At 35.7% G+C, this 19,678-nt stretch carries 18 protein-coding genes; 6 read left to right on the top strand and 12 right to left on the bottom strand.

The window, feature by feature from the left end:
* Nucleotides 1–101 precede the first annotated feature (101 nt).
* Nucleotides 102–1,403, top strand: a complete 1,302-nt coding sequence (locus K4G57_RS02905) for a glycosyltransferase family 8 protein (protein ID WP_221531696.1) — start codon at nt 102–104, stop codon at nt 1,401–1,403.
* Here K4G57_RS02905 and K4G57_RS02900 read toward each other — a convergent pair.
* Nucleotides 1,387–2,277: a glycosyltransferase gene (locus K4G57_RS02900; protein ID WP_236033184.1), complete on the bottom strand. Its 891-nt coding sequence runs from the start codon at nt 2,275–2,277 to the stop codon at nt 1,387–1,389. The two genes, K4G57_RS02905 and K4G57_RS02900, sit on opposite strands and share 17 nt — an antisense overlap.
* A gap of 150 nt (nt 2,278–2,427) precedes the next feature.
* A complete protein-coding gene (locus K4G57_RS02895; RefSeq protein ID WP_221531695.1) occupies nt 2,428–3,984 on the bottom strand; it encodes a glycosyltransferase family 2 protein in 1,557 nt (518 codons plus the stop codon).
* A 190-nt stretch (nt 3,985–4,174) separates the two neighbouring features.
* On the opposite strand from K4G57_RS02895, the gene K4G57_RS02890 reads away from it, so the two are divergent.
* Nucleotides 4,175–5,188: a hypothetical protein gene (locus K4G57_RS02890; RefSeq protein ID WP_221531694.1), complete on the top strand. Its 1,014-nt coding sequence runs from the start codon at nt 4,175–4,177 to the stop codon at nt 5,186–5,188.
* On the opposite strand, the gene purN is transcribed toward K4G57_RS02890, so the two are convergent.
* Genes purN through flhA form a run of 4 tightly spaced genes read right to left on the bottom strand, consistent with a single transcriptional unit; the run spans nt 5,178 to nt 9,432 of the window.
* Nucleotides 5,178–5,855 (bottom strand): phosphoribosylglycinamide formyltransferase, encoded by a 678-nt coding sequence (gene purN / locus K4G57_RS02885; protein ID WP_346727929.1) that lies wholly within the window; start codon nt 5,853–5,855, stop codon nt 5,178–5,180. The genes K4G57_RS02890 and purN overlap by 11 nt on opposite strands.
* Entirely contained in the window at nt 5,846–6,091 is a 246-nt protein-coding gene (locus tag K4G57_RS02880; RefSeq protein ID WP_221531693.1) for a hypothetical protein, read from the bottom strand. Before K4G57_RS02880 ends, purN begins: the two co-directional genes overlap by 10 nt.
* An 8-nt stretch (nt 6,092–6,099) precedes the next feature.
* On the bottom strand, nt 6,100–7,164 hold the full coding sequence (locus K4G57_RS02875) for a DHH family phosphoesterase (RefSeq protein WP_221531692.1): 1,065 nt from the start codon (nt 7,162–7,164) through the stop codon (nt 6,100–6,102).
* Nucleotides 7,165–7,176: 12 nt separating this feature from the next.
* Entirely contained in the window at nt 7,177–9,432 is a 2,256-nt protein-coding gene (gene flhA, locus K4G57_RS02870) for a flagellar biosynthesis protein FlhA (RefSeq protein ID WP_221531691.1), read from the bottom strand.
* 145 nt (nt 9,433–9,577) lie between these two features.
* On the opposite strand from flhA, the gene rpsO reads away from it, so the two are divergent.
* Nucleotides 9,578–9,853 carry a 30S ribosomal protein S15 gene (rpsO, locus tag K4G57_RS02865; RefSeq protein ID WP_221531690.1) on the top strand — a complete coding sequence of 92 codons (276 nt, stop codon included), beginning with the start codon at nt 9,578–9,580 and terminating at the stop codon, nt 9,851–9,853.
* Here rpsO and K4G57_RS09055 read toward each other — a convergent pair.
* From K4G57_RS09055 to bamA, 6 genes are read right to left on the bottom strand one after another with little or no spacing between them, the layout of a single operon-like run.
* Nucleotides 9,850–10,056: a hypothetical protein gene (locus tag K4G57_RS09055; protein WP_236035811.1), complete on the bottom strand. Its 207-nt coding sequence runs from the start codon at nt 10,054–10,056 to the stop codon at nt 9,850–9,852. The two genes, rpsO and K4G57_RS09055, sit on opposite strands and share 4 nt — an antisense overlap.
* Nucleotides 10,049–10,864, bottom strand: coding sequence for a radical SAM protein (locus K4G57_RS02860; RefSeq protein ID WP_236035810.1), 816 nt, complete (start codon nt 10,862–10,864; stop codon nt 10,049–10,051). The genes K4G57_RS09055 and K4G57_RS02860 overlap by 8 nt, the downstream gene beginning before the upstream one ends.
* 31 nt (nt 10,865–10,895) lie before the next feature.
* Nucleotides 10,896–12,698 carry an ATP-dependent DNA helicase RecG gene (recG, locus tag K4G57_RS02855; protein WP_221531688.1) on the bottom strand — a complete coding sequence of 601 codons (1,803 nt, stop codon included), beginning with the start codon at nt 12,696–12,698 and terminating at the stop codon, nt 10,896–10,898.
* Entirely contained in the window at nt 12,698–13,948 is a 1,251-nt protein-coding gene (locus tag K4G57_RS02850) for a M16 family metallopeptidase (RefSeq protein WP_221531687.1), read from the bottom strand. The genes recG and K4G57_RS02850 overlap by 1 nt, the downstream gene beginning before the upstream one ends.
* 50 nt (nt 13,949–13,998) lie before the next feature.
* Nucleotides 13,999–15,114 (bottom strand): dehypoxanthine futalosine cyclase, encoded by a 1,116-nt coding sequence (locus K4G57_RS02845; protein WP_221531686.1) that lies wholly within the window; start codon nt 15,112–15,114, stop codon nt 13,999–14,001.
* Nucleotides 15,114–17,369, bottom strand: coding sequence for an outer membrane protein assembly factor BamA (gene bamA, locus K4G57_RS02840; RefSeq protein WP_221531685.1), 2,256 nt, complete (start codon nt 17,367–17,369; stop codon nt 15,114–15,116). The genes K4G57_RS02845 and bamA overlap by 1 nt, the downstream gene beginning before the upstream one ends.
* Nucleotides 17,370–17,508: 139 nt before the next feature.
* Between bamA and K4G57_RS02835 the strand changes: the two genes are divergently transcribed.
* The 3 genes from K4G57_RS02835 to K4G57_RS02825 all read left to right on the top strand — a co-directional run bounded on the left by K4G57_RS02835 (nt 17,509) and on the right by K4G57_RS02825 (nt 19,675).
* The gene (locus K4G57_RS02835; RefSeq protein ID WP_221531684.1) at nt 17,509–18,336 is read left to right on the top strand and encodes a prephenate dehydrogenase; all 828 of its coding nucleotides are present in this window, start codon (nt 17,509–17,511) and stop codon (nt 18,334–18,336) included.
* Between the two features lie 158 nt (nt 18,337–18,494).
* The gene (locus tag K4G57_RS02830) at nt 18,495–18,713 is read left to right on the top strand and encodes a HipA N-terminal domain-containing protein (RefSeq protein ID WP_221531683.1); all 219 of its coding nucleotides are present in this window, start codon (nt 18,495–18,497) and stop codon (nt 18,711–18,713) included.
* Entirely contained in the window at nt 18,710–19,675 is a 966-nt protein-coding gene (locus K4G57_RS02825) for a type II toxin-antitoxin system HipA family toxin (RefSeq protein ID WP_221531682.1), read from the top strand. The genes K4G57_RS02830 and K4G57_RS02825 overlap by 4 nt, the downstream gene beginning before the upstream one ends.
* Nucleotides 19,676–19,678: the final 3 nt, after the last annotated feature.

Raw genomic sequence — 19,678 nt, 5'->3', positions numbered from 1 at the left:
ACAAAGTGCAATATTTGCTTGGGCTTGGTTTGCCAAGAAACTAAGAACACTATAATTTGAAATTTATAGTAAATTATTATAATTTCAAAAAAAGGATTCCAATGTTTCATATCCTCTTTAGTGCAGATGAAAACTATATCAAATACACCGCTGTCTTAATCACTAGTATTATTCATAACACCAACACAAAACTAAATTTTAAAGACTTTTGTCAAAAAGAAGGCTTCCAAGCTCCCAATAACAGCTCCTTTAGCACTTATAAAAATAGGGATTTTAACACCTTATCTAAAGAGGAACAACAAGAGGGCTATGTCTTCCACATTCTAAGCAATGCAATCTCTAAAGCAACGCAAAACAAACTTAAACAACTCCAAAACACCCTAAATTCCATCTATCCTTGCGAAATTCTAATCCACATTATGACCGATGATGCATTTGCAAGCTTCCCAATCTCTGGTTCTGCACACAGCAATTATCTCACCTATTATCGCTTAAGGTTAGATTCTTTTCTAAAATCTTCTGTTGCAAAATGCCTCTATTTAGATTCTGATATGCTCTGCCTTTGTGATTTAAGAGAGCTTTTTGCCATAGATTTAAAAGACAATATCCTAGCAGCCATCAATGATCCCGGGACAAAAAAACGTAAAATCAAATACAAAGAAAATGGCAAAAACGTTATTTTTAATTTTGATGATAATTATTTTAACGCCGGATTCTTACTCATCAATACAAACTCCTACCGCAAACACAAAATCCAAGAACAATGCGAAACACTTGCTAAAAAATGCTATTACATTAAAGCTGCTGATCAAGATTTATTAAATGCCACAATCCCGCAAGATAAGCTCTTAAAACTTCCCATTGCTTATAATTTTTCTTCCATTAGCTTTTGCATAAGCATTTGCAAAGATGAGAAAAAGCACCGCTTAAACTGCACTAGAGCGGAATTTATGGAGAGTTATAGAAATCCAAAAATTATCCATTATGGCGAAAAACCATGGAAATTTTTGCAAAGCTATGTAGATAGCAAGGGAGAAAATATTAATACGTTTTGGTGGCATTATGCTAAAAAAACACCAAGCTTTAGCCAAGAACTCCTAGAGTCAAAAAATACAATTAAAGAATATCTGCATTTTGCTTCTTTAGGTTTTAAAGTGCTTGAACTCTCCTCAAAGCTAACTGGGTATTTTGCCCTAAAAGCACTCATTAAAACACCACAAAATGATAAGAATCTAAACGTAGAGGTTCCACAAGAGTTATTTGGACTATGCTGTATTTTAGGCGAGACAATCCTCTATGCAAGAAAACACAAAAAAGGTGCCTTAAGTGTGCTTCTAAAGGCACTTAAAATCAAAAGGAATTTTGAAAGTTTTAATACGCAAAAATTTAATCAAAAGATTTAAAAAGCCTCTCCCACTTTTCTATGACAACTTCCCTAGAAAACTTCTCTTTAACCCTTGCTTTTGCACTCTCTCCCATTTGTTTTCTTAAATTTTCACTCTCCATTAAATCCGTTAAAGCTCTTGCATATTCTTCCAAATCCCCATCTAAAATCAAAAATCCGCTTCTTTTATCCTCTATGATGTCCCTAGGTCCTGTTTTAACATCAAAAGCCACACAAGGAAGCCCAAAAGATGCGGACTCAACCAACACCATACCAAAACTCTCTCTATAAGAAGTCAAGCAATAAATGCTAGATTTTAAATATTCCTCACTAATCCTATCTGTAAAATTTCCCAAACTCACAAAATCCTCTAAATGCAACTCCCTAATCTTAGCTTCAATTGCACCCCTACTCTCTCCCTCTCCTATCAAGCGCAACTTCCAATCCTTTTGCTTTTGACACACAAGATTCCAAATCTCTAGCAGCCGCTTAAAGCCTTTCTCGTCATCATCTGTCATTCGCCCAATGGCTAACACACATTTTTGCGCATAATCTGTGCGCTCCTCTGGGATATTTGACAAGAAATTTGGAATCACAACCACATTTTTATGATGTTTTTGCCAAAACTCTAGCTCCCCGCTTGAGACAAGTATTAAAGTATCAAAGGAATTATAACGGCTTAAATACCTCCCTTTAGAAATTGTGTGCATAACCTTCACATAGTGCGTATTCTTGTGCTTAAACAACGGAAAATGCGGAGAATTATTAAAAAGCATAAAATCCTTGTCCTTATAATTTGCATTTAGCCAATAGCTCTCAATAATCTTGTAAAAAAGCCTGTATAAAAGGCTCTTGCGCTTATTATCCATAGAGATCTGATTTAAATAACGCAACTTCACCCTAGAATCTAGCGCATAAGATTCTCTTTCTCCTCCCTTATAAAAGCTTAGAATCTCAACATCATACCCCCCCCCTTACAAACACATTAGCGAGATTGACCACTACACGTTCTGCTCCGCCTTTAATGGTAATATCGCCAATGGTTAAAAGAATTTTTCTATCTTCCATTGTGTCTTTTGCTCCCTTATTGTCTGTAAATAAATTTGATGGTTAGATTCCAACATCTCTTTATTGTTTTCTAAATGCCACAAATGGTAAGCGATTCCTCCAAACTTTAGCCTCCTAAGCTCTCCACCATTAAATAAAAATCGCGCCACAAATTCAGAATCCTCTCTCCCCCAGCCTATGAAATTCTCATTAAACCCACCAATCTCCAAGTAATCCTGTCTATAAAAGCTCATATTACAGCTTCTAGTCCCCTTGATAAAATCATTCTTTTTAAAAAAATCTTTTCTAATGCCCGAAGTTACACAGAGCAAATACGATAACCACCCAAAACGTCTAGATTTAAAACCCCTATAATCATAAACCTTGCAAATCCCCCCCTCTAATACATCTCTTGTCTGCACAGAATCTAAAAGTGCTCTTGAACCTTGCAAAAGCCTCTTTGGTTTTGCAAAATACAAATGGTCTTTAATAAAATGCGATTCTAACACCATATCCCCATCTACCATAATGATATAATCCCCATTTGCTGCCTCAACTGCCCTATTTCTTATCGCACTTGCGCGGAATCCTTTGTCTTCTTGCCAAATGTGCTTAAGAGTGCATGGAAAATCTCTTGCATAAGATTCTATTAATTCTTTTGTGTCTTCCTTGCTTCCATCATCAGCAACCAACACTTCATTAGGCAAAACTTCTAGTTGTTTTACAGAATCCAAAACAAGTGCTAAGCGCTCTTTTTGATTGTAAGTTGTGATGATTAAACTCACACTTTTTACGCATTGCATTTCATAAAGTTTTGCGTATTTAAAAAATGCCCCAAGCCCATTACAAAGGCTAATAATAAACCCCTTATATCCATACAAAAAGCCCTTTTTTATACAATAATCCCGCATAAATTTAAAGCCCCCATGGATAATGCTAGTTGCCATAGAACTATGCTTTTTATGAAGATTTTGCTTAGCCCATAATGTTGAATAATGCTGCATTTTTGCAATCAGTGTCTCCATATCATTATATGCATAGTGCAAAAGCCCGTTTTTTAATCTCACAACTTGTGTGTCTTTAGTGATTTCTAAGCTCTCATGCACGAGATTTACATTAAATTGCGTATGTGTTTTATTAAAAATCCTATGCACAAAATCAGGATACCAGCCACAAGCCTTTATCCATTCCTTACGATAAAGATTTTTTCTAGGCATTAAAAGCACTAAATTTTCACTCCACTCTAACGTTGCAAGTTCCAAAAGCGCACTTTTATCAAACACCTCATCAGCATCAATACTAAAAATCCAAGCATTACTTGCTTTTGAGATTGCGAGATTTTTAAGCGCACCAAAGCCGATAAATGCACTCTCAAAGACTTTAAGATTCTTATATGTTTTATGAAATTCTTTAACAATTTGTTGCGTGCTATCTGTGCTGTTATTATCCACTAAGACAATTTCATCAAAACACGTCAAAGACTCCAAACATTCCTTTAAAGTGGATTCTGCATTTTTGGCAATGATACAAACACTAATTTTTGGGAGATTCATATTAATTCCTACAATTTAAGCTTATCATTTTTCATCTTGGTGCTTTAGTTTTTCTATATTCCTAAATCAATTTTTAAAATCTTAATTTATTTTTATAAAAGTCCATTGAGCCTAGAACTTCACCAAAGCACTCTTTGTGCTATAATTTTATTTTCTATTCTACCATACCAAATACACACTAAGGTTTAAAATGTTTGAATTTTATTTAAGAAGGATTTGTGCGGAATTTCTCTCTGCTTTTATTTTTGATAGAATAAAAAAGAGGGAACTCCGAAAGAAAATTTGCGATAAGCATATATTTGTCCCTAGAGAAGCACTTGATTCCTATATACCTACTGATGTTTTAAGCAAAATTAACGCAAGCAGTAATGAGGATTTTATTCAAACAAATAAAAATATCTCTATAAATACCCCCCCCCCTCAGCATAAAACACATCATGGATTTTTTGATTTTGACCCCGATTCCAAAAATCCTAAATCACGTCTAAATCCTTGGGGCTACATTCGTGTGAAAAACGAAGTCCATACTCTTGCATTCAGTCTTGAATCTCTACTACCAGCCATTCAAAGAGGGGTTATTGGATATAATGACTGCACAGATGGGAGCGAAGAGATTATCTTAGACTTTTGCGCAAAACATCCTTCTTTCTTGCCTGTAAAATACCCTTATGAAATACAAATATCCCCCCCCCCCCACAAAAGCGAACACAATAAACTCTATAAATACTATGAATATGTCCTTGCAAAGATTCCTAAAGGCGAATGGTTTATTAAACTTGATGTTGATCATATTTATGATGCTAAAAAACTTTATAAACAATTTTATCTTCCACAAAAAGCCCATGACCTCCTCTATCTTTCTAGAATTAATTTTCATATTTATAAAGATGAAGTTTTTGTTGATAAACTCCATGAAGCAAAAGACCAACCCTTATTGAGAAATAAATTTGTTTCTTTTCTTCCTTTAATGCTTGATGGATGTCTCATTGAAGAAATGCGCTCAAAAAATACGAATTATTACCGCTCAGAATTATGCCAATACCATTTTCCCTACATTAAACAATCCAGAAAACAAACTCTTCCTCCAGAAGGTTTTATTCCCTTAAGCGAATTTAAAAAGTTAGGTTTTGATACACAAAAGATAGACCCAAAAATGCTAGAGGAATCCCACATCTTAAAGCTTTATTATAAGTTTAACCTTTAAGTGCCTCTAGCACTGCTAAAGGATACAAATAATGCTCTAGCTTATGCACACGCGCTTCATAGGATTCCAAACTCTCTCCATTTCTTTTTACAACCACACCTTGTGCGATAAGCTCACCACCATCTAGCTCATCATTGACAAAATGCACACTAACCCCGCCTAGTTTCATCGCACTATGGTAGGATTCTACAATTCCATGCGCTCCTTTAAAAAGAGGCAAAAGTGAGGGGTGAATATTGACTGCTTTAAGAGAGTGAGTAAAAAGTGGCGTTAAAATCCGCATAAACCCAGCTAACACACATAAATCTAGCTCTAAGGGCTTTAAAATCTCTACTAGATTCTTATCAAACTCCACACGCTCTTTAAATGCAACACTCTCTAAAACTTGCGTTTTTATCCCAAGATTCTTAGCACGTACTAATCCATAAGCGTCCTTTTTATTGCTAAGGGCTAACACAACTTCCACTCTAAAGCATTCTCTTTGTTCATAAGTGCTTGTGGAATCCACTCTTAAAAACTTATGATTAATCCCCCCAATGACAAATTCACTAGTGCCGCAAAAAACCTCATCTTGCACACAAAAGCATTGGTTATGAAGTGCCTTAATCAATGTCTCTAAGTTGCTTCCCCTACCACTAAATAAAATCGCAATACGTTTTACTTGCACGTTTTATCTTTATGAAACAACTTTGGGTGTGTAGTTTTTAGATTTGCAATATTTTGCAAAATCTCCTTAACGCCATATTCAACACTTTCATCATCAAGATTGTTAATATACGCATCTAACGCGTCTTGAATACTCTCTTCCTTTGCTCCACTTAAAATCAAAGCTACACATAGCATATCACTAAGCTGAATGGATAATTCCTCAATCTCTTCTTCTAGTTCTTTAATTTTCTCCATAATTCCTCCTAATCTAAAGTTTCTAAAAGCCCTTGCACACTTGCTTTAATATCCGCATACACAAAGCTTTCTTTAAAACCTTCAATCTTTCCTCCACTAGCATTTGGATGCCCACCACCATTAAAGCATTCCTTTGCTAAAAGACTCACATCGCACGCATTATTCGCACGCAAACTCACATTTCCCCTAGCACTCACATCCACAAAAAAATCAAATTGCGGATTATTTTTTAAAAACAGATTCGCTAATACTGAAATATTCCCGATACTATAACTCAAAAATCCCCGATATTTTCCCCAACACACGCTACATGATTCCGCTTTTTGTGCTAAAAGCTCACTTTGGTATTTTGAGATAAGATTATCAAGCGTATCACTTAGCAAACTCCCTTTTAAAAAACGTTTTTTCATCTCCAAAACTGCATTATCTAATAAAATATGTCCATTGCTTTTGGATAAAAACTGCACAGATTCACGCAATAAAGCAAGTTTATACTCCCTATCTTCATCATCAAACATAAAGCGATTTAATTCCTTTGCTTCCACAATTAGTCGCATTGCAACCTTTCCAAACTCAAAGAAAGTCGTATCCTCTAGCCACAAATCAATACTATTTATCATCTCTACCATAGGTTCTAACCAAGCTTTTATGGAATCACAAATTCCATAACGTTCTAAGAGGGTATCATACACGATTTTTGTCGCACAACGCTTCGTATCTAACACATACCAAACGTATTTTTGCGCACATTCTTGACCGCTTTTATGATGGTCTAATAGCTCAAAAGTTACACTAAATCCGCTAAGATTAAGCTCTAACACAACTTGTGCTAACTTCTCACACTCTTCAAGCGTTAGATTTAAATCACTCACTAAAATATGTGCCTTGCTCCCGATATTTTGAGCCTTGATTCTTTTATAAATTTGCTCTAAGCGCTCACCCACTTCCCTACCATAATTTGCATTAAAGTAATGCAAACCACAATCCTTAAATGCACTCTTATAAAACTCATTACTCACCATTTGACAGCCATAGCCGTCTAAATCAATATGAGATAAATGATACACTTCCATACTCTACCCTTATTAAACTGCGAAATCCACTGCACCTAGCACTTCGTATTTTGTTTGGTAATCAATCTCTGCTACACTCAAAGCAACCATATCGCGCGCACGTCCATACTGCTCTATAAATGTTGCAAGCGGCTTTCTAAGCACCATTGGAATCCCGCCAATAATCGTAGGCACCGCTCCCAAAGAAACACCCTTTTGGCGAGCAACTTCAATAGCATCAAGCAAACTTTGCGATTCTGTCGGACTCAAACGCAAACGTTGTCCCATTTTTTGCCCATCTGGTAAACGTTCTAATAGGAATTGCTCAAGTGTTGGCGAGAGAATAAAATAGCGCAGAGTTCCATCATCACTTTGAAAATTATGTGTAATAAGACGTCTTAAACACGCACGCACATATTCTGTAAGTGATGACAAATCTCCTTTATACGCAGAATAACCATCAGCAATTGCCTCTGCAATACTCAACATATCTTTAATAGGAATCTGCTCATGCAACAACTCTTTTAAAATATGTTGGATTGTTCCTATGCCAACGCCTTTAATCTCTTCAGCAAGCACAGGATAATCCTGTCCTAACTTCCCAATTAAATTATACACTTCTTGACGCGTTAAGAGCTCTTCAGCATGACGTTTAATAAGCTCTTGAATATGTGTGCTAATCACTGTTGCACCATCAATAATCGTGTAACCCTCAATAATTGCATCTTCTTTTCTATCCTCACCAATCCAATACGCATCTAGCCCAAAAACAGGCTCTTTTGTTGGTATTCCATCTTGTAGTTCGCCCACAAAACCGCTAGAGGCAATAGCAAGATATTTATCCACCATAATTTTCCCATGTCCAATCTCAATTTCTTTGAGTAAAATTTGATACTCATCAGGCGGTAAATTCAAGTCATCGCGCAAATGCACCATAGGCACTAAGATTCCATATTCTGTTGCCATAGCTTTACGGATTTGACGGATTTTATTTACAAGCTCTCCCCCTTGTGCAGGGTCTGCAAATTTAATGAGCTGATACCCAAGCCCCACACGCAAAATTTTTACCTTCAGTGCATTATCAATCTCTGCTTCATCACGTTTTTTACGCTCCTCCTCATTCTCTTTTGATGGTTGTTGTGCGGCTTTTGCAGCGGCTTGTTGTGCGCTCTTGCGCTGTGGCAAATTTTCTATATCAATTTCACCATCAAGTTTTGTTTTATCCTCTTTTTTGATTTTTTTCAAAAGAGATTCCACATATTTCCAAACTTCACCTTCTTTTTGTTTGCTTAATAATAAAGCAAGGGCTAAGAAAAGCAAACCTACAAAACCTAAAGAAAGTGTTGGCAAACCCGGCACCATTGCAAAAAGCAACAAAATACAACCCACAATTAATAACGTCTTAGACTCATTAATGAGCTGATCTATAATCCCAGAGGCAAAATTATCCCCCTCTTTGCTAAAGCGCGTTACAATAATACCTGTTGCAGTAGAAACAATCAATGCAGGCAGTTGAGAGACTAGCCCATCACCAATTGTTAGAATCGTAAAAGTTTCCGCAGCATCTGCTAAAGTCATATCACGTTGAAAAACACCAATTAAAAATCCTCCGATGATATTAATTAGAGTAATGATAATTCCAGCAATGGCATCGCCTTTTACGAATTTGTTAGCACCATCCATTGAGCCATAAAAATCGGCTTCTGCTGCTAGTGCATCACGTCTTGCCTTTGCCTCTTCTTGTCCAATGATTCCAGAGTTTAAATCCGCGTCAATTGCCATTTGCTTACCCGGCATTGCATCAAGTGTGAATCTTGCCTTTACTTCTGAAACCCTTGTAGAACCATTTGTTACAACCATAAAGTTAATAATCACTAGGATAATAAACAAAATGATTCCAATCACATAATTTCCACCCACAACAAACTGCCCAAATGCTGTGATAATATCACTCACCGCTCCAGGTCCCATATGTCCATTACTTAGAATCATTCTTGTTGTAGCAATATTTAAAGAAAGCCTAAAAAGTGTAATGATAAGCAAAAGCGTAGGAAAGGCGGAAAAATCCGTAGGTTTTTTTACATACAGAGCAATAAGAATGATAAGGGCAGAGAGGGCAATAGAAATTGCTAGAAAAAAATCCAACAATGCACTAGGAAGAGGAACAATGATAATAGCGAGAATCGCAACAATAAAAAAGACAACCGTTAAATCTTTTGAGCCTGTCAAAAAACCTAAAAAGGGTGCAACTTTACTAAGAAGCGAAGTTTTTTTCTCTGCTGTTGCCAAATCTACTCCAAAATGCGAGAATTAATCTGTAATTCTAATAGTTTTTGCCCTATAAAATCAATAAATTTACATAATCTTAGCGGATTTTTTACTTTTTTATGCTAGAATTCTCACCTTTAATTTTATACCAATCAGGAGGTCACCAATGGCTCAAGATTCGGCGAAAAAAAGAGAAATTGTTTCTGCTTTTGCTAGAAATCCTAAAGACACAGGTTCCACAGAAGTTCAAGTTGCGCTACTTAGCGATAGAATTAAATCCTTAACGGAGCATTTAAAAATAAATAAAAAAGACCACTCAAGCCGTTTAGGGCTTAGAAAGCTTGTCTCTCAAAGAAAGGGTTTGCTAAGTTACCTAAGACGCACAGATTTCAAACGCTATGCAAGCTTGATTGAAAAATTAGGCTTAAAGGATAGAGGCTAATCTCTATCTTCTCCAATTTCTAGGACACTATCTGCTTGGATTGCCGCTGGAATATTCTCTTTAGGTTTAGACCAATCCTGACAATAATCACAAGACTTAAAAAAATCTTGCGCATAGAAACTAAAAATCCTATCCCTTAAGTCCCCTTTTTCTAGAGCGATATAATCTCCACTAAATTCCTCTATCCCTTTTAATTTAGACAAAGAGCTTGCAATTGGACAAACAAAAATAGCCCCCCCCCCCCGCCTTAACCTTACTTTGATTTTTCCTCACATCGCCACTCATTAAACTCACACAAGACATTCCACAGGCATGAAAATTTGCGATAATCCCCTCTTTTGTGCGATTTCTTTTATAAATCTTTTCCACCTTATACCAAATGCCGCCTGTCAAAAAAGAATAAGGAATTTTATACGCTTTAAGGGATTTAAAAATACTCTCTTGTTTTAACGGAATCTTAAGATTTGGAGCATTGGAATAGTCAGAAATACTGACTTTACGGAATTTTTTAGCTTTTTTAATTTCTTGCAACAATGCCTCTTTGAAACCAATAGTGCCATTTGTTAGCACATCAAAGGAACGTACTTTTTCTCTTTGCTCTAGTGCAGCTACTAATTGTGGCAAGTCCTTAAACATTAAAGGTTCTCCGCCAATAATGCGTAAGCGTTGGATACTTTCAACATTCTCCAACAAACAATCTAAGCTCTCCAAAATCCCTTCTAAAGTGCAGGTGTATTGATTTTTAGAGGAAAAATATTGCATTAAATTATTGCAAGATTCACAGCGCAAAGTGCATTTTGTGGTTAAAACAAGCTCAAGATAAGGAATATCCACCTTGCCCTGTGCGACTCTTTTTTGAAAATAAGATTTCAAAAAAAATTTTTTTAAAACCCAAGTTATCGGCTCTCTCCACACTCTAGCAATTCCACGATTCCCTCTAAAATAACTTACATACCATGAAATATTAGGTTCTATATAACGTGCATTAAAAACAGGATTTTCTAAATACATTAATACCTCCTTACGTTTTATCAAATCTAGATTATAGCATTTTTACTAATGCTTCTTTTGCCAACTTTATAATTCTCTCATCTCTACTTAAATCTACCCAACAAAACTGCTTACCGCTTTGGTTTGTTCCACTTAGTAAATCCCCGCTATTACGATATTCTAAATCAAGTTGTGCAATTTCAAAGCCATTTTGCGTCTTTGCAAATTTCTCTAAACGTTGTGTGGAATTTTGTTTGGTAAATAAAAAACAATATCCCTTTAAACCATTACGGCTTACTCTCCCGCGCAACTGGTGCAGTGTCGCAAGCCCTAAACGCTCCGCCCCTACAATAACAATCGTGCTTAAATTAGAAAAGGAGATTCCAACTTCAATAACCGTTGTAGTAAGCAAAATTCCACCTTTTTCTCTAAATTCCTCCAACACGTTTTCTTTATTTTTATCCTTGCCGTGCGTGCTATACACTGCTTTAAAACGTTTTTTCCAAAATTCCTCGCCATCTTTTAGTGCTGTGTAATTTAGTGTTTCACTCTCCTCCACTAAAGGATACACGATAATAATTTGATTTCCTTTTTGAATCTCTGCATTAATATGTGTTAGCAAATCCTTAAAATCACTTTTATGGATAATACGTGTTGTAATATCTTTCTTAAAAGGCGTGTCTTTAATGAAACTAAAATCTAAAAAATTTGACTCAATCATTGCTTGTGTGCGTGGAATGGGGGTCGCAGAAAACTGCAAAATATGTGCCTTGTGTAATTCCACACTGAACATTTTCTCTAACGCGGTTCTTTGTGCTGTTCCAAAGCGGTGCTGCTCATCAATCATCACTAAAACTCTATCACTCAAATCTTGATACAATAGTGCATGTGTGCCAATTAAAAAATCGCAATCTTGCAAATTGCCTACTTTACTATTTTGGGTTAGCAATCCCACTTTTAGTGCTTTTGGTAAAAACTTCTTTGCCTCATCAAAAAGTTGCTTTGCTAACACAGAAGTTGGAGCCATCAACACACTTTTACTAGGATACGCAATTAACACAGAGGCTAAAATCACTATTGTTTTGCCACAACCCACATCCCCGACAATCACACGTCTTGTAGCAATTTCGCTTTTTAAGGACTCTCTAATGGCATTTATTGCATCTCTTTGCCCTTGCGTGAGTGCAAAGGGTAAGGATTCTATCCATTCTTCTATGTCGCCATTTAGCACTTTAATCGCCCTAAAATGACGTTTTTTTTCGCGTAAAAGACGCATATACTCATACACTTCCATAAATTTTATTGCCTCTAAATAATGTCCAAAATAACCTCCATTTACATTAAACTCCTTCAAATACGCAAAATCTGGATGATAAATGCGATAAAGGGATTCTAAAATCAAAGGCGGGACATTAGGATAAAAAACTTTTAAAGGCTTTAACGTCACAGATTCCCCAAAATCCCTAAATGAGCGCTCTCTACTAGCAGTTGTGCCAAAGTTTAGCACGATAGAATTAATTGTTTTTAGCACTTTTGGTTGGACAAGAGAGAATGCGATTCCATATTTTTGGAGTTTTCCGCTAACAATGAGCGTTGTTTTGGGTTTAAATTGGTTTTTATGGTAGGGTTTTGGATGAAAAATCACAAGCTCTAATTCACACTCAAACTTCGGAGAATAACACAATACACGTGCCGGATTTGCAAATCTAAAATTTAGAATCTCAACTTCTAAAACTGCATTTTCATTAGCCTCTAAATGCTCACTTAAAAATGTATTGGTATAGCCCTTTGGCAAGGCTTGCAACATTGCCTCAAAAGGTGTTTTGCCATACTTTTGCCAAAACTCTAATGCCATTATTTATCTGTATCAGCACTCACTACGGCAAAGGTTAAATCTTTTATCTCACTATGTGCCTTAATGTAGGCATTAACATCACTAAGTTTAAGTGCAGAAATTTCTTTTAGCACTTGTGTGTTAAAATCTAAAGGAAGCCCATCATAGTAGTTCATATACGCTGTGCTTAAGCGCTGGGATAGTGTTTCATTGCGCAGTGGCTCACTGCCTAGCAAATAACGTTTTGCTTCGTCTAATTCTTCTTGTGTGATTCCATTTTTTACGAAATCATTCACCACTTCTACCACGATTTTTTGCGCTTCTCTCTCGTTTTTCAAACTCGTTTGCAAATAGCCTAGTGCGCAAAACTGCCGATTTGTCGCACTAAGACGCATGACTGCAGAATATGCAAGTCCTCTTTTTACGCGCACTTCTTCCATCATACGACTACCAAATCCACCCCCACCTAACACAAAGGAAGCCACCTTAATATAGGCTAATTCTTTTTGCAAATTCTCTACTTTTAAAGGCGCACCAAAATAAATATAAGCTTGTTGTGTGTCCTTTAACATACGCTTATAAGCTTTAGAATCGTTTGCTTCCCTTTTTGTAATCTCTTGCTTTTTACCCTTTGGAAGCTTACTTAAAGCTCCTTCTAATTCCTTAGAAATCACGCTAAATTCTACATCTCCACCCACAACTAAAATTAGCGATTCCAAATTTACATAACTTTTATAAAACTTTTCCACATCATTTAAACTAATCTTTGCAATGGAATCTTGTGTTCCATTTAGAGGATATTCCAACGCAGTGCCTTTAAAAAGAAGTGATTGCAATAAGCGGTTTGCTTGATAATCATAATCGCTCTCTTTCTCCAAAATCGCAATTAGTGCATTTTCTTTGACCTTATCAAGCGCAACTTGTGTGAAGTTTGGATTTTGGAGCAAATCTTTTAAAAATCCGATTCCGTCCTTTTGCATACTTTGCATTCCACTAAGTGTAAAACTTAACGTTTCTAAACCACTTCCAACACTTAAAGAAAGTGCTTTTTCTTCTAATTTAGCAGAAAATTTCGTTACTCCTAGTGATTTTGTGCCTTCATTTAATAGTGTGCTTGTAATATCTGCTAGTCCCAAATTCTTGCCATTACTAACACCTCCAGCGCCCTTAAATACAAGCTGCACATAAAAAAGTGGCAACCGCGTATTGCGTTCAAAAACCACTGGAATCTTAACACCATTAACTTGTAAGCTTTTCATCTCAATTGCCATCAAAGCCCCCTTTATCACAAAAAAACTAAATAAAATTACAAATACTTTTCTCAAAATTGCTCCAAAATACTATATGCTGTGTCGCGCTTAGCTGGAATCTCGCCCACATCACGGATTAAATTTACCATCTCTTGTTGATTCATGGAATTTTTAGCTCCAGCAGCTGCTACGACATTTTCTTCCATCATCGTGCTACCTAAGTCATTTGCTCCAAAAAGTAGTGCTAATTGCCCGATATATGAACCTTGTGTAACCCAACTGCTCTGAATATTTTGAAAATTATCCAAAAAAATTCTACTACAAGCAAGCAAGCGCAAATAGCAATTAGAGGAAGCCTTGTGTAAATCTGGCATTTCTTTTTGCAAAGGCGTAAATGCTGGCTGAAAACTCCATAAAATAAACGCTCTAAAACCATTTGTTTCATCTTGTAGATTACGGATTTTCTCCCAATGCTCAATAATATCCTCATCACTCTCCACGCTACCAAACATCATTGTCGCCGTGCTTTTAATGCCAAGCTTATGCGCTTCTTTATGTACAGCAATCCATTCACTAGAATCCAATTTTTTAGGTGCAATCACATCACGCACTCTATCACTTAAAATTTCAGCTCCAGCACCCGGAATGGAAGATAGCCCACATTTTTGCAAACGTCTTAAAACTTCAGCAATAGAAATTTTAGAAACTTTTGCGATATAGTTAATCTCAATAGCAGAGAATCCATGTATAGTAATTTGTGGATATTTCTTAGCAATATGGCTAACTAAATCCTCATACCATTCAACCTTTAAATTAGGATGAACACCACCTTGAAAAAGAATCTGTGTGCCACCAATAGCAAGAAGCTCTTCAATCTTTTTATCAATTTCCTCAAAGCTTAGAATATAAGTATCCTCTTCGTTAATACGTCTCTTAAAAGCACAAAACTTGCAATCCACCCAACAAATATTTGTATAATTAATATTCCTATCCACCACAAAAGTTGTGATATTATCTGGATGCAACTTGCGTTTAATCCCTAAAGCACGTTCCCCAATTTCTTTTAACGAAGCATGACGCATTAAATACAGAATCTCATCTGCATTTACACGTGGTAATTTTGTTTTAACAATTGCGTTTTGTTCTCTAGAATTTCTAGCAAAAACTTCTTGTAAAGACTTAGACATTAGAATCTTTGCCCCATTGAAAATTCAAAAGAAGAAGTTTCATCCCCTCTTTTTTTATCCAGAGCATAAGGGAATATAAAATTAACCACGCCAATTGGAGAAATCCACTCAATCCCTACACCAACAGAACTACGTTTCATATCATTAACATTACGATTTCCAATCATTCCATAGTCATAAAATCCTGTAAAACGCATTTGCGCAATTTCAAAAGGATTATAACTTAACTCCACGGTATTATAAAAAAACTGCTTACCTCCGATTCTTAAACCAAATTTATCTCTTGGTGTAATAGAGCGACTCTCATATCCACGCACACTATTAATACCTCCTAAATAAAATTTTTCACTAATTGGCAAGTATCCCTCACTTTGCACATAACCCGCTCTTGCACGGTATCTAAAAATTAAGTCAATATCCACCCATTCTTCAATAGATTTATAATAATTGTAACTTCCGTAATATTTAATAAACTCTGCATCTCCACCAACCCCAGCATACTCTATGTTTCCAAGTACCCTAATCCCATTTTTAGCAAAAAGATACGCATCTGTATTATCATAGCTAAATCCGGGGATTACAGAAGATTTTACATAAGTCCCAGAATAATAATATCTACGATAAAGATCCTCTAACTCTTTGCTATTAAAATTACTTAATTTAGTTTTTTGATAGGTATATCCAAGTGTCAAATCTAAATCTTCCCAAATATTTCTTCCTCCAACAACGCTAAATCCTGTGGAAGTTTCTTTATAGTCGTAATTTTCATAGTCGCTTTTATAAACATCAGTCCCTAAGGAATATTCGCTATCAAACACTGCTGGATTAAAGAGATTTAAGCGATACGCTGTGGAGACCTCGCTCTTATCCAAATACACTCCTGCAGTTAATCCCGTTCCAAAAATATTTCTATCTTTTATAGAAACACTTCCCATTAAACCATCATAACTTCCATACCCCACACCAAACGCAAATTCTCCTGTTTTGCCCTCTTTAACTTTAACAAGCAAGTTTATATTTTCTTCATCTACGCGCTCTTCTTGGATATCAACACTTTCAAAACTTCCTGTTCGCATAAGCATATTTTTAGAGCGTTTAATTTTACTCATCATATACTCTTCGCCCGGTGCTAATAAAATATTTCTGCGCACAACCCTATCAAGCGTCTTACTATTTCCAGAGATAACAACATCTTTTACGCGCACCTTTCCACCCGGCTGCACATAATAAATAAGCCTAACTTCTCCGCTTTCTTGTTTTTTGTCTAAATCAGGAGTTACGCGCACAAAAGCATAACCCAAATCTCCAATTTTATAGCGGATAGATTCTATATCTTGTCGCATTTTAGAAACATTATAAACTTTTCCCTTTTCAAGTTTAAGCTCATCATAAAGCTTTTCTAGCTCAATAACATCTTCTTCAAGAATGATTTCTACTTCAGAAACCCTATAACGTTCACCCTCATTAATATGGTAATCCAAAACAGCATCATAAGTCGTAAAATCTGTCTTTAAAAAAGGCGCACTAACATCTGCGTCCAAATATCCTTTTTGCAAATACACATCACGAATTCTTAAGCTATCAGCTTCTAGCTCATTAATTTGCAATTTTCCATTGTTAAATCCCCACATCCAACCGATAAAATCTTTTTCTTTATTTGCTGTTGCGGCTTCAATACGTGATATAGAGATATTATCTCTCCCATAATAATTTGCTTTTTGAATAATAATGTTTTCACCCTTATTAATCTCTAGAGTAACTTTAAGTGCATTTGTAGTAATTTCCTCTGTTTTTACCTCAACAACGCTATTATAAAAACCTTGCGTTTCAAGTAATCTAACAATTTGGCGACGCACACTTGCAATTTTATTTTCATCATACACATCACCTTTTTTCAATCCGATCTCTTTATCTAGCTGTTGCTGCTCTTTACCTGCTCCATACCCGCTAATAATCAAACTTGCAATCACAGGCTTTTCTATGAAATGGTAAGTTAAAATCCCTTCCTCTTCTGTAATCCAAATGTCTTTAAAATACCCTTGCGCATAAAAATCCCGCACAGAAGCATCCACTCGGTTAATATCCAAAGGTTTGCCCACTTGCACTTTTGCGATCTCATTAGCAATGAGTGGGGAAATGTAGTTTAACCCTTCATAACGCACTTCTTTGATTGTTGGTAAGTCTGTGGCATCCGCACCCATAGAAAAAAATAGGGTTAATGGAATTAAAAGCGATAAGGATTTAGGAAGACGCATTACAAATAGCCTCACAATTGGAATTTGTTTCAGATTTTCTATTACTCTTAAAAATTCTGCGATTCTAACCTTTTGTAAATAAAAACATAGTTAAAAATATTATAATTCAACCAAAAATTTCTACAATATAAGGCAAAATATGCAAGCAGGAATCATTGGATTAGGATTAATTGGAGGCTCTTTAGGATTAGCATTAAAAGAAACAAAAATGTTTAAAGAAATCGTAGGGTTAGATAACAATCCTGTCCATTTGCAACAAGCACTCTCTTTAGGACTCGTAGATGAGGGCGTTAGCTTAGAAGAAATTAAACATTGCGATGTGATTTTTTTAGCCACGCCTGTGGAGGCAATTTTGCATTTGCTTCCAGAACTTATCGGAGTTGCCCCCCATTGCACCATTATTGATTTAGGAAGCACAAAGCACTTAATTGCAACAAGTATTCCAAAATCTATTCGTAAAAACTTCGTATGCGCTCACCCAATGAGCGGAACGGAAAATTTTGGACCAAAAGCTGCATTTAAAGAGCTTTTGCCACACCACATCGTAGTCCTAACCGATTTAGAAAAAAGCGGGGAGTTGCAAGTAGAAATAGCAAAAGAAATCTTTGTTGCTCTAAAAATGCACATTATCAAAATGGATTCTAAAGCTCACGATAACCACGCTGCATTTATTAGCCACTTACCGCATATCATTAGCTACGCTATTGCAAACACTGTGCTCTCTCAACAAAACCCAACAGATATTCTAGCTCTCGCAGGAGGAGGCTTTAAAAGTATGGTAAGAATCGCAAAAAGCTCCCCTAGAATGTGGAGTGATATTTCTAAACAAAATAGAGAGGAACTCTTAAGATCCCTAGATTGCTTTGAGCAAGAGTTAGCTTTTGCTAAAACTCTCATTCAAGATAAAAAATGGGAAGAATTAGAGGAATGGATGGCTAAGGCAAACTCCTTATATGAGGTTTTTTAAAATAGACCTTTGCAGTAATTTTAGAATCCCAAATGTATTAGAGTATTTTTCATAAATTAAATATGCTATACTTGATGATAAGGCTAATGCTAAAGCAGATCAGTCTATCTCCTAGAGCTTTCCTGCTTGGATTTAAAAACACTCAAGGGATAAAATAAATGCAAACGCTAGAAATTTTTTGCAATGAAACTAAAGTTGGAGACTTAAGAGTTTTCACAAAAGGCAGAAATGAAAGCTATGCTTTTAGCTATGATAACACTTGGCTTGAAAATGGATTCTCACTTGATGATTCTTTGCCTTTATCTAATGAGCAATTTTTTTCTCCTCATCTTTTTCCCTCATTTTGCGATATATGTCCCAATAGGTGGGGCGAATGATACAAAAAAGAGCCAAAGCTAGAGAACTTAGTAAAGCTGAGTATTTAATAGGCGTAAGTGATTATTTTAGAATCGGTGCATTAAGAGTAAAACAAAATCATCAATTCGTATCAGCAAGCAATGACATTCCCAAACTCTTTTTTATCAATGAACTCATTGAGAGTGCAAGACTCATAGAAAAAGGCGAAAGTAGAGAACTTGACATTCAAAGATTGTTACATCCTAGCGGAAGTTTGGGCGGGGCTAGACCTAAAGCTAGTATTCTAAAAGATAATGAACTTTATATCGCTAAATTTCAATCCTTAAAAGATGAGGATAAACAACTTGTCCGCCTTGAAAAAACTCTGCTTGATTTAGCCAAAATTTGCAAAATTGATGTTGTTGAGGCTAAAATTTTTTCTAAAAACAATGCAGAAGTTTTACTAATTAAGCGCTTTGATAGAGAAAATGGCACTAGAATCCCTTTTAAATCTGCAATGACACTTTTAAATGTAAGTGAAAATGAGGGTATAAATGCCCAAAAAAGCTATGTAGATATTGCTAAAAAATTAGAGCAAACAGAACGCAAAAAACTCTTTAAAAGAATGCTCTTTAATGCTTTTTTTGCAAATACTGATGACCATTTAAGAAATCATGGCTTATTGCTTAAAGATGGCAAATGGATACTTTCTCCAGCGTATGATTTAACACCCGAATTTATAGAACCACATAAACAATACCACGCTCTCAATTTTATAGCAAATGAAAGTTTAACAGACCTTATGCTTTTTGATAAAATTAAAGGAAAATTCAACACAGATTCAGAAGAGCTTAAAGAGATTCTAAAAGATATTGATAGTGCTTTAAATTCAGTGGAGAAAATTGCTAAAAATAATGGACTTAACAGCGATAATCTCAAGGCATTCAAAAAATGCTTAGAACATAAAGATAGAATGAAATTTGCTAATCTCATTAAAAAATGACTT

Source organism: Helicobacter turcicus (assembly GCF_019711685.1).
In the GTDB taxonomy this organism is placed as follows: domain Bacteria; phylum Campylobacterota; class Campylobacteria; order Campylobacterales; family Helicobacteraceae; genus Helicobacter_D; species Helicobacter_D turcicus.
Note: the sequence above shows the minus strand (reverse complement) of the source record. Positions and strands in the feature narration are given on the sequence as shown.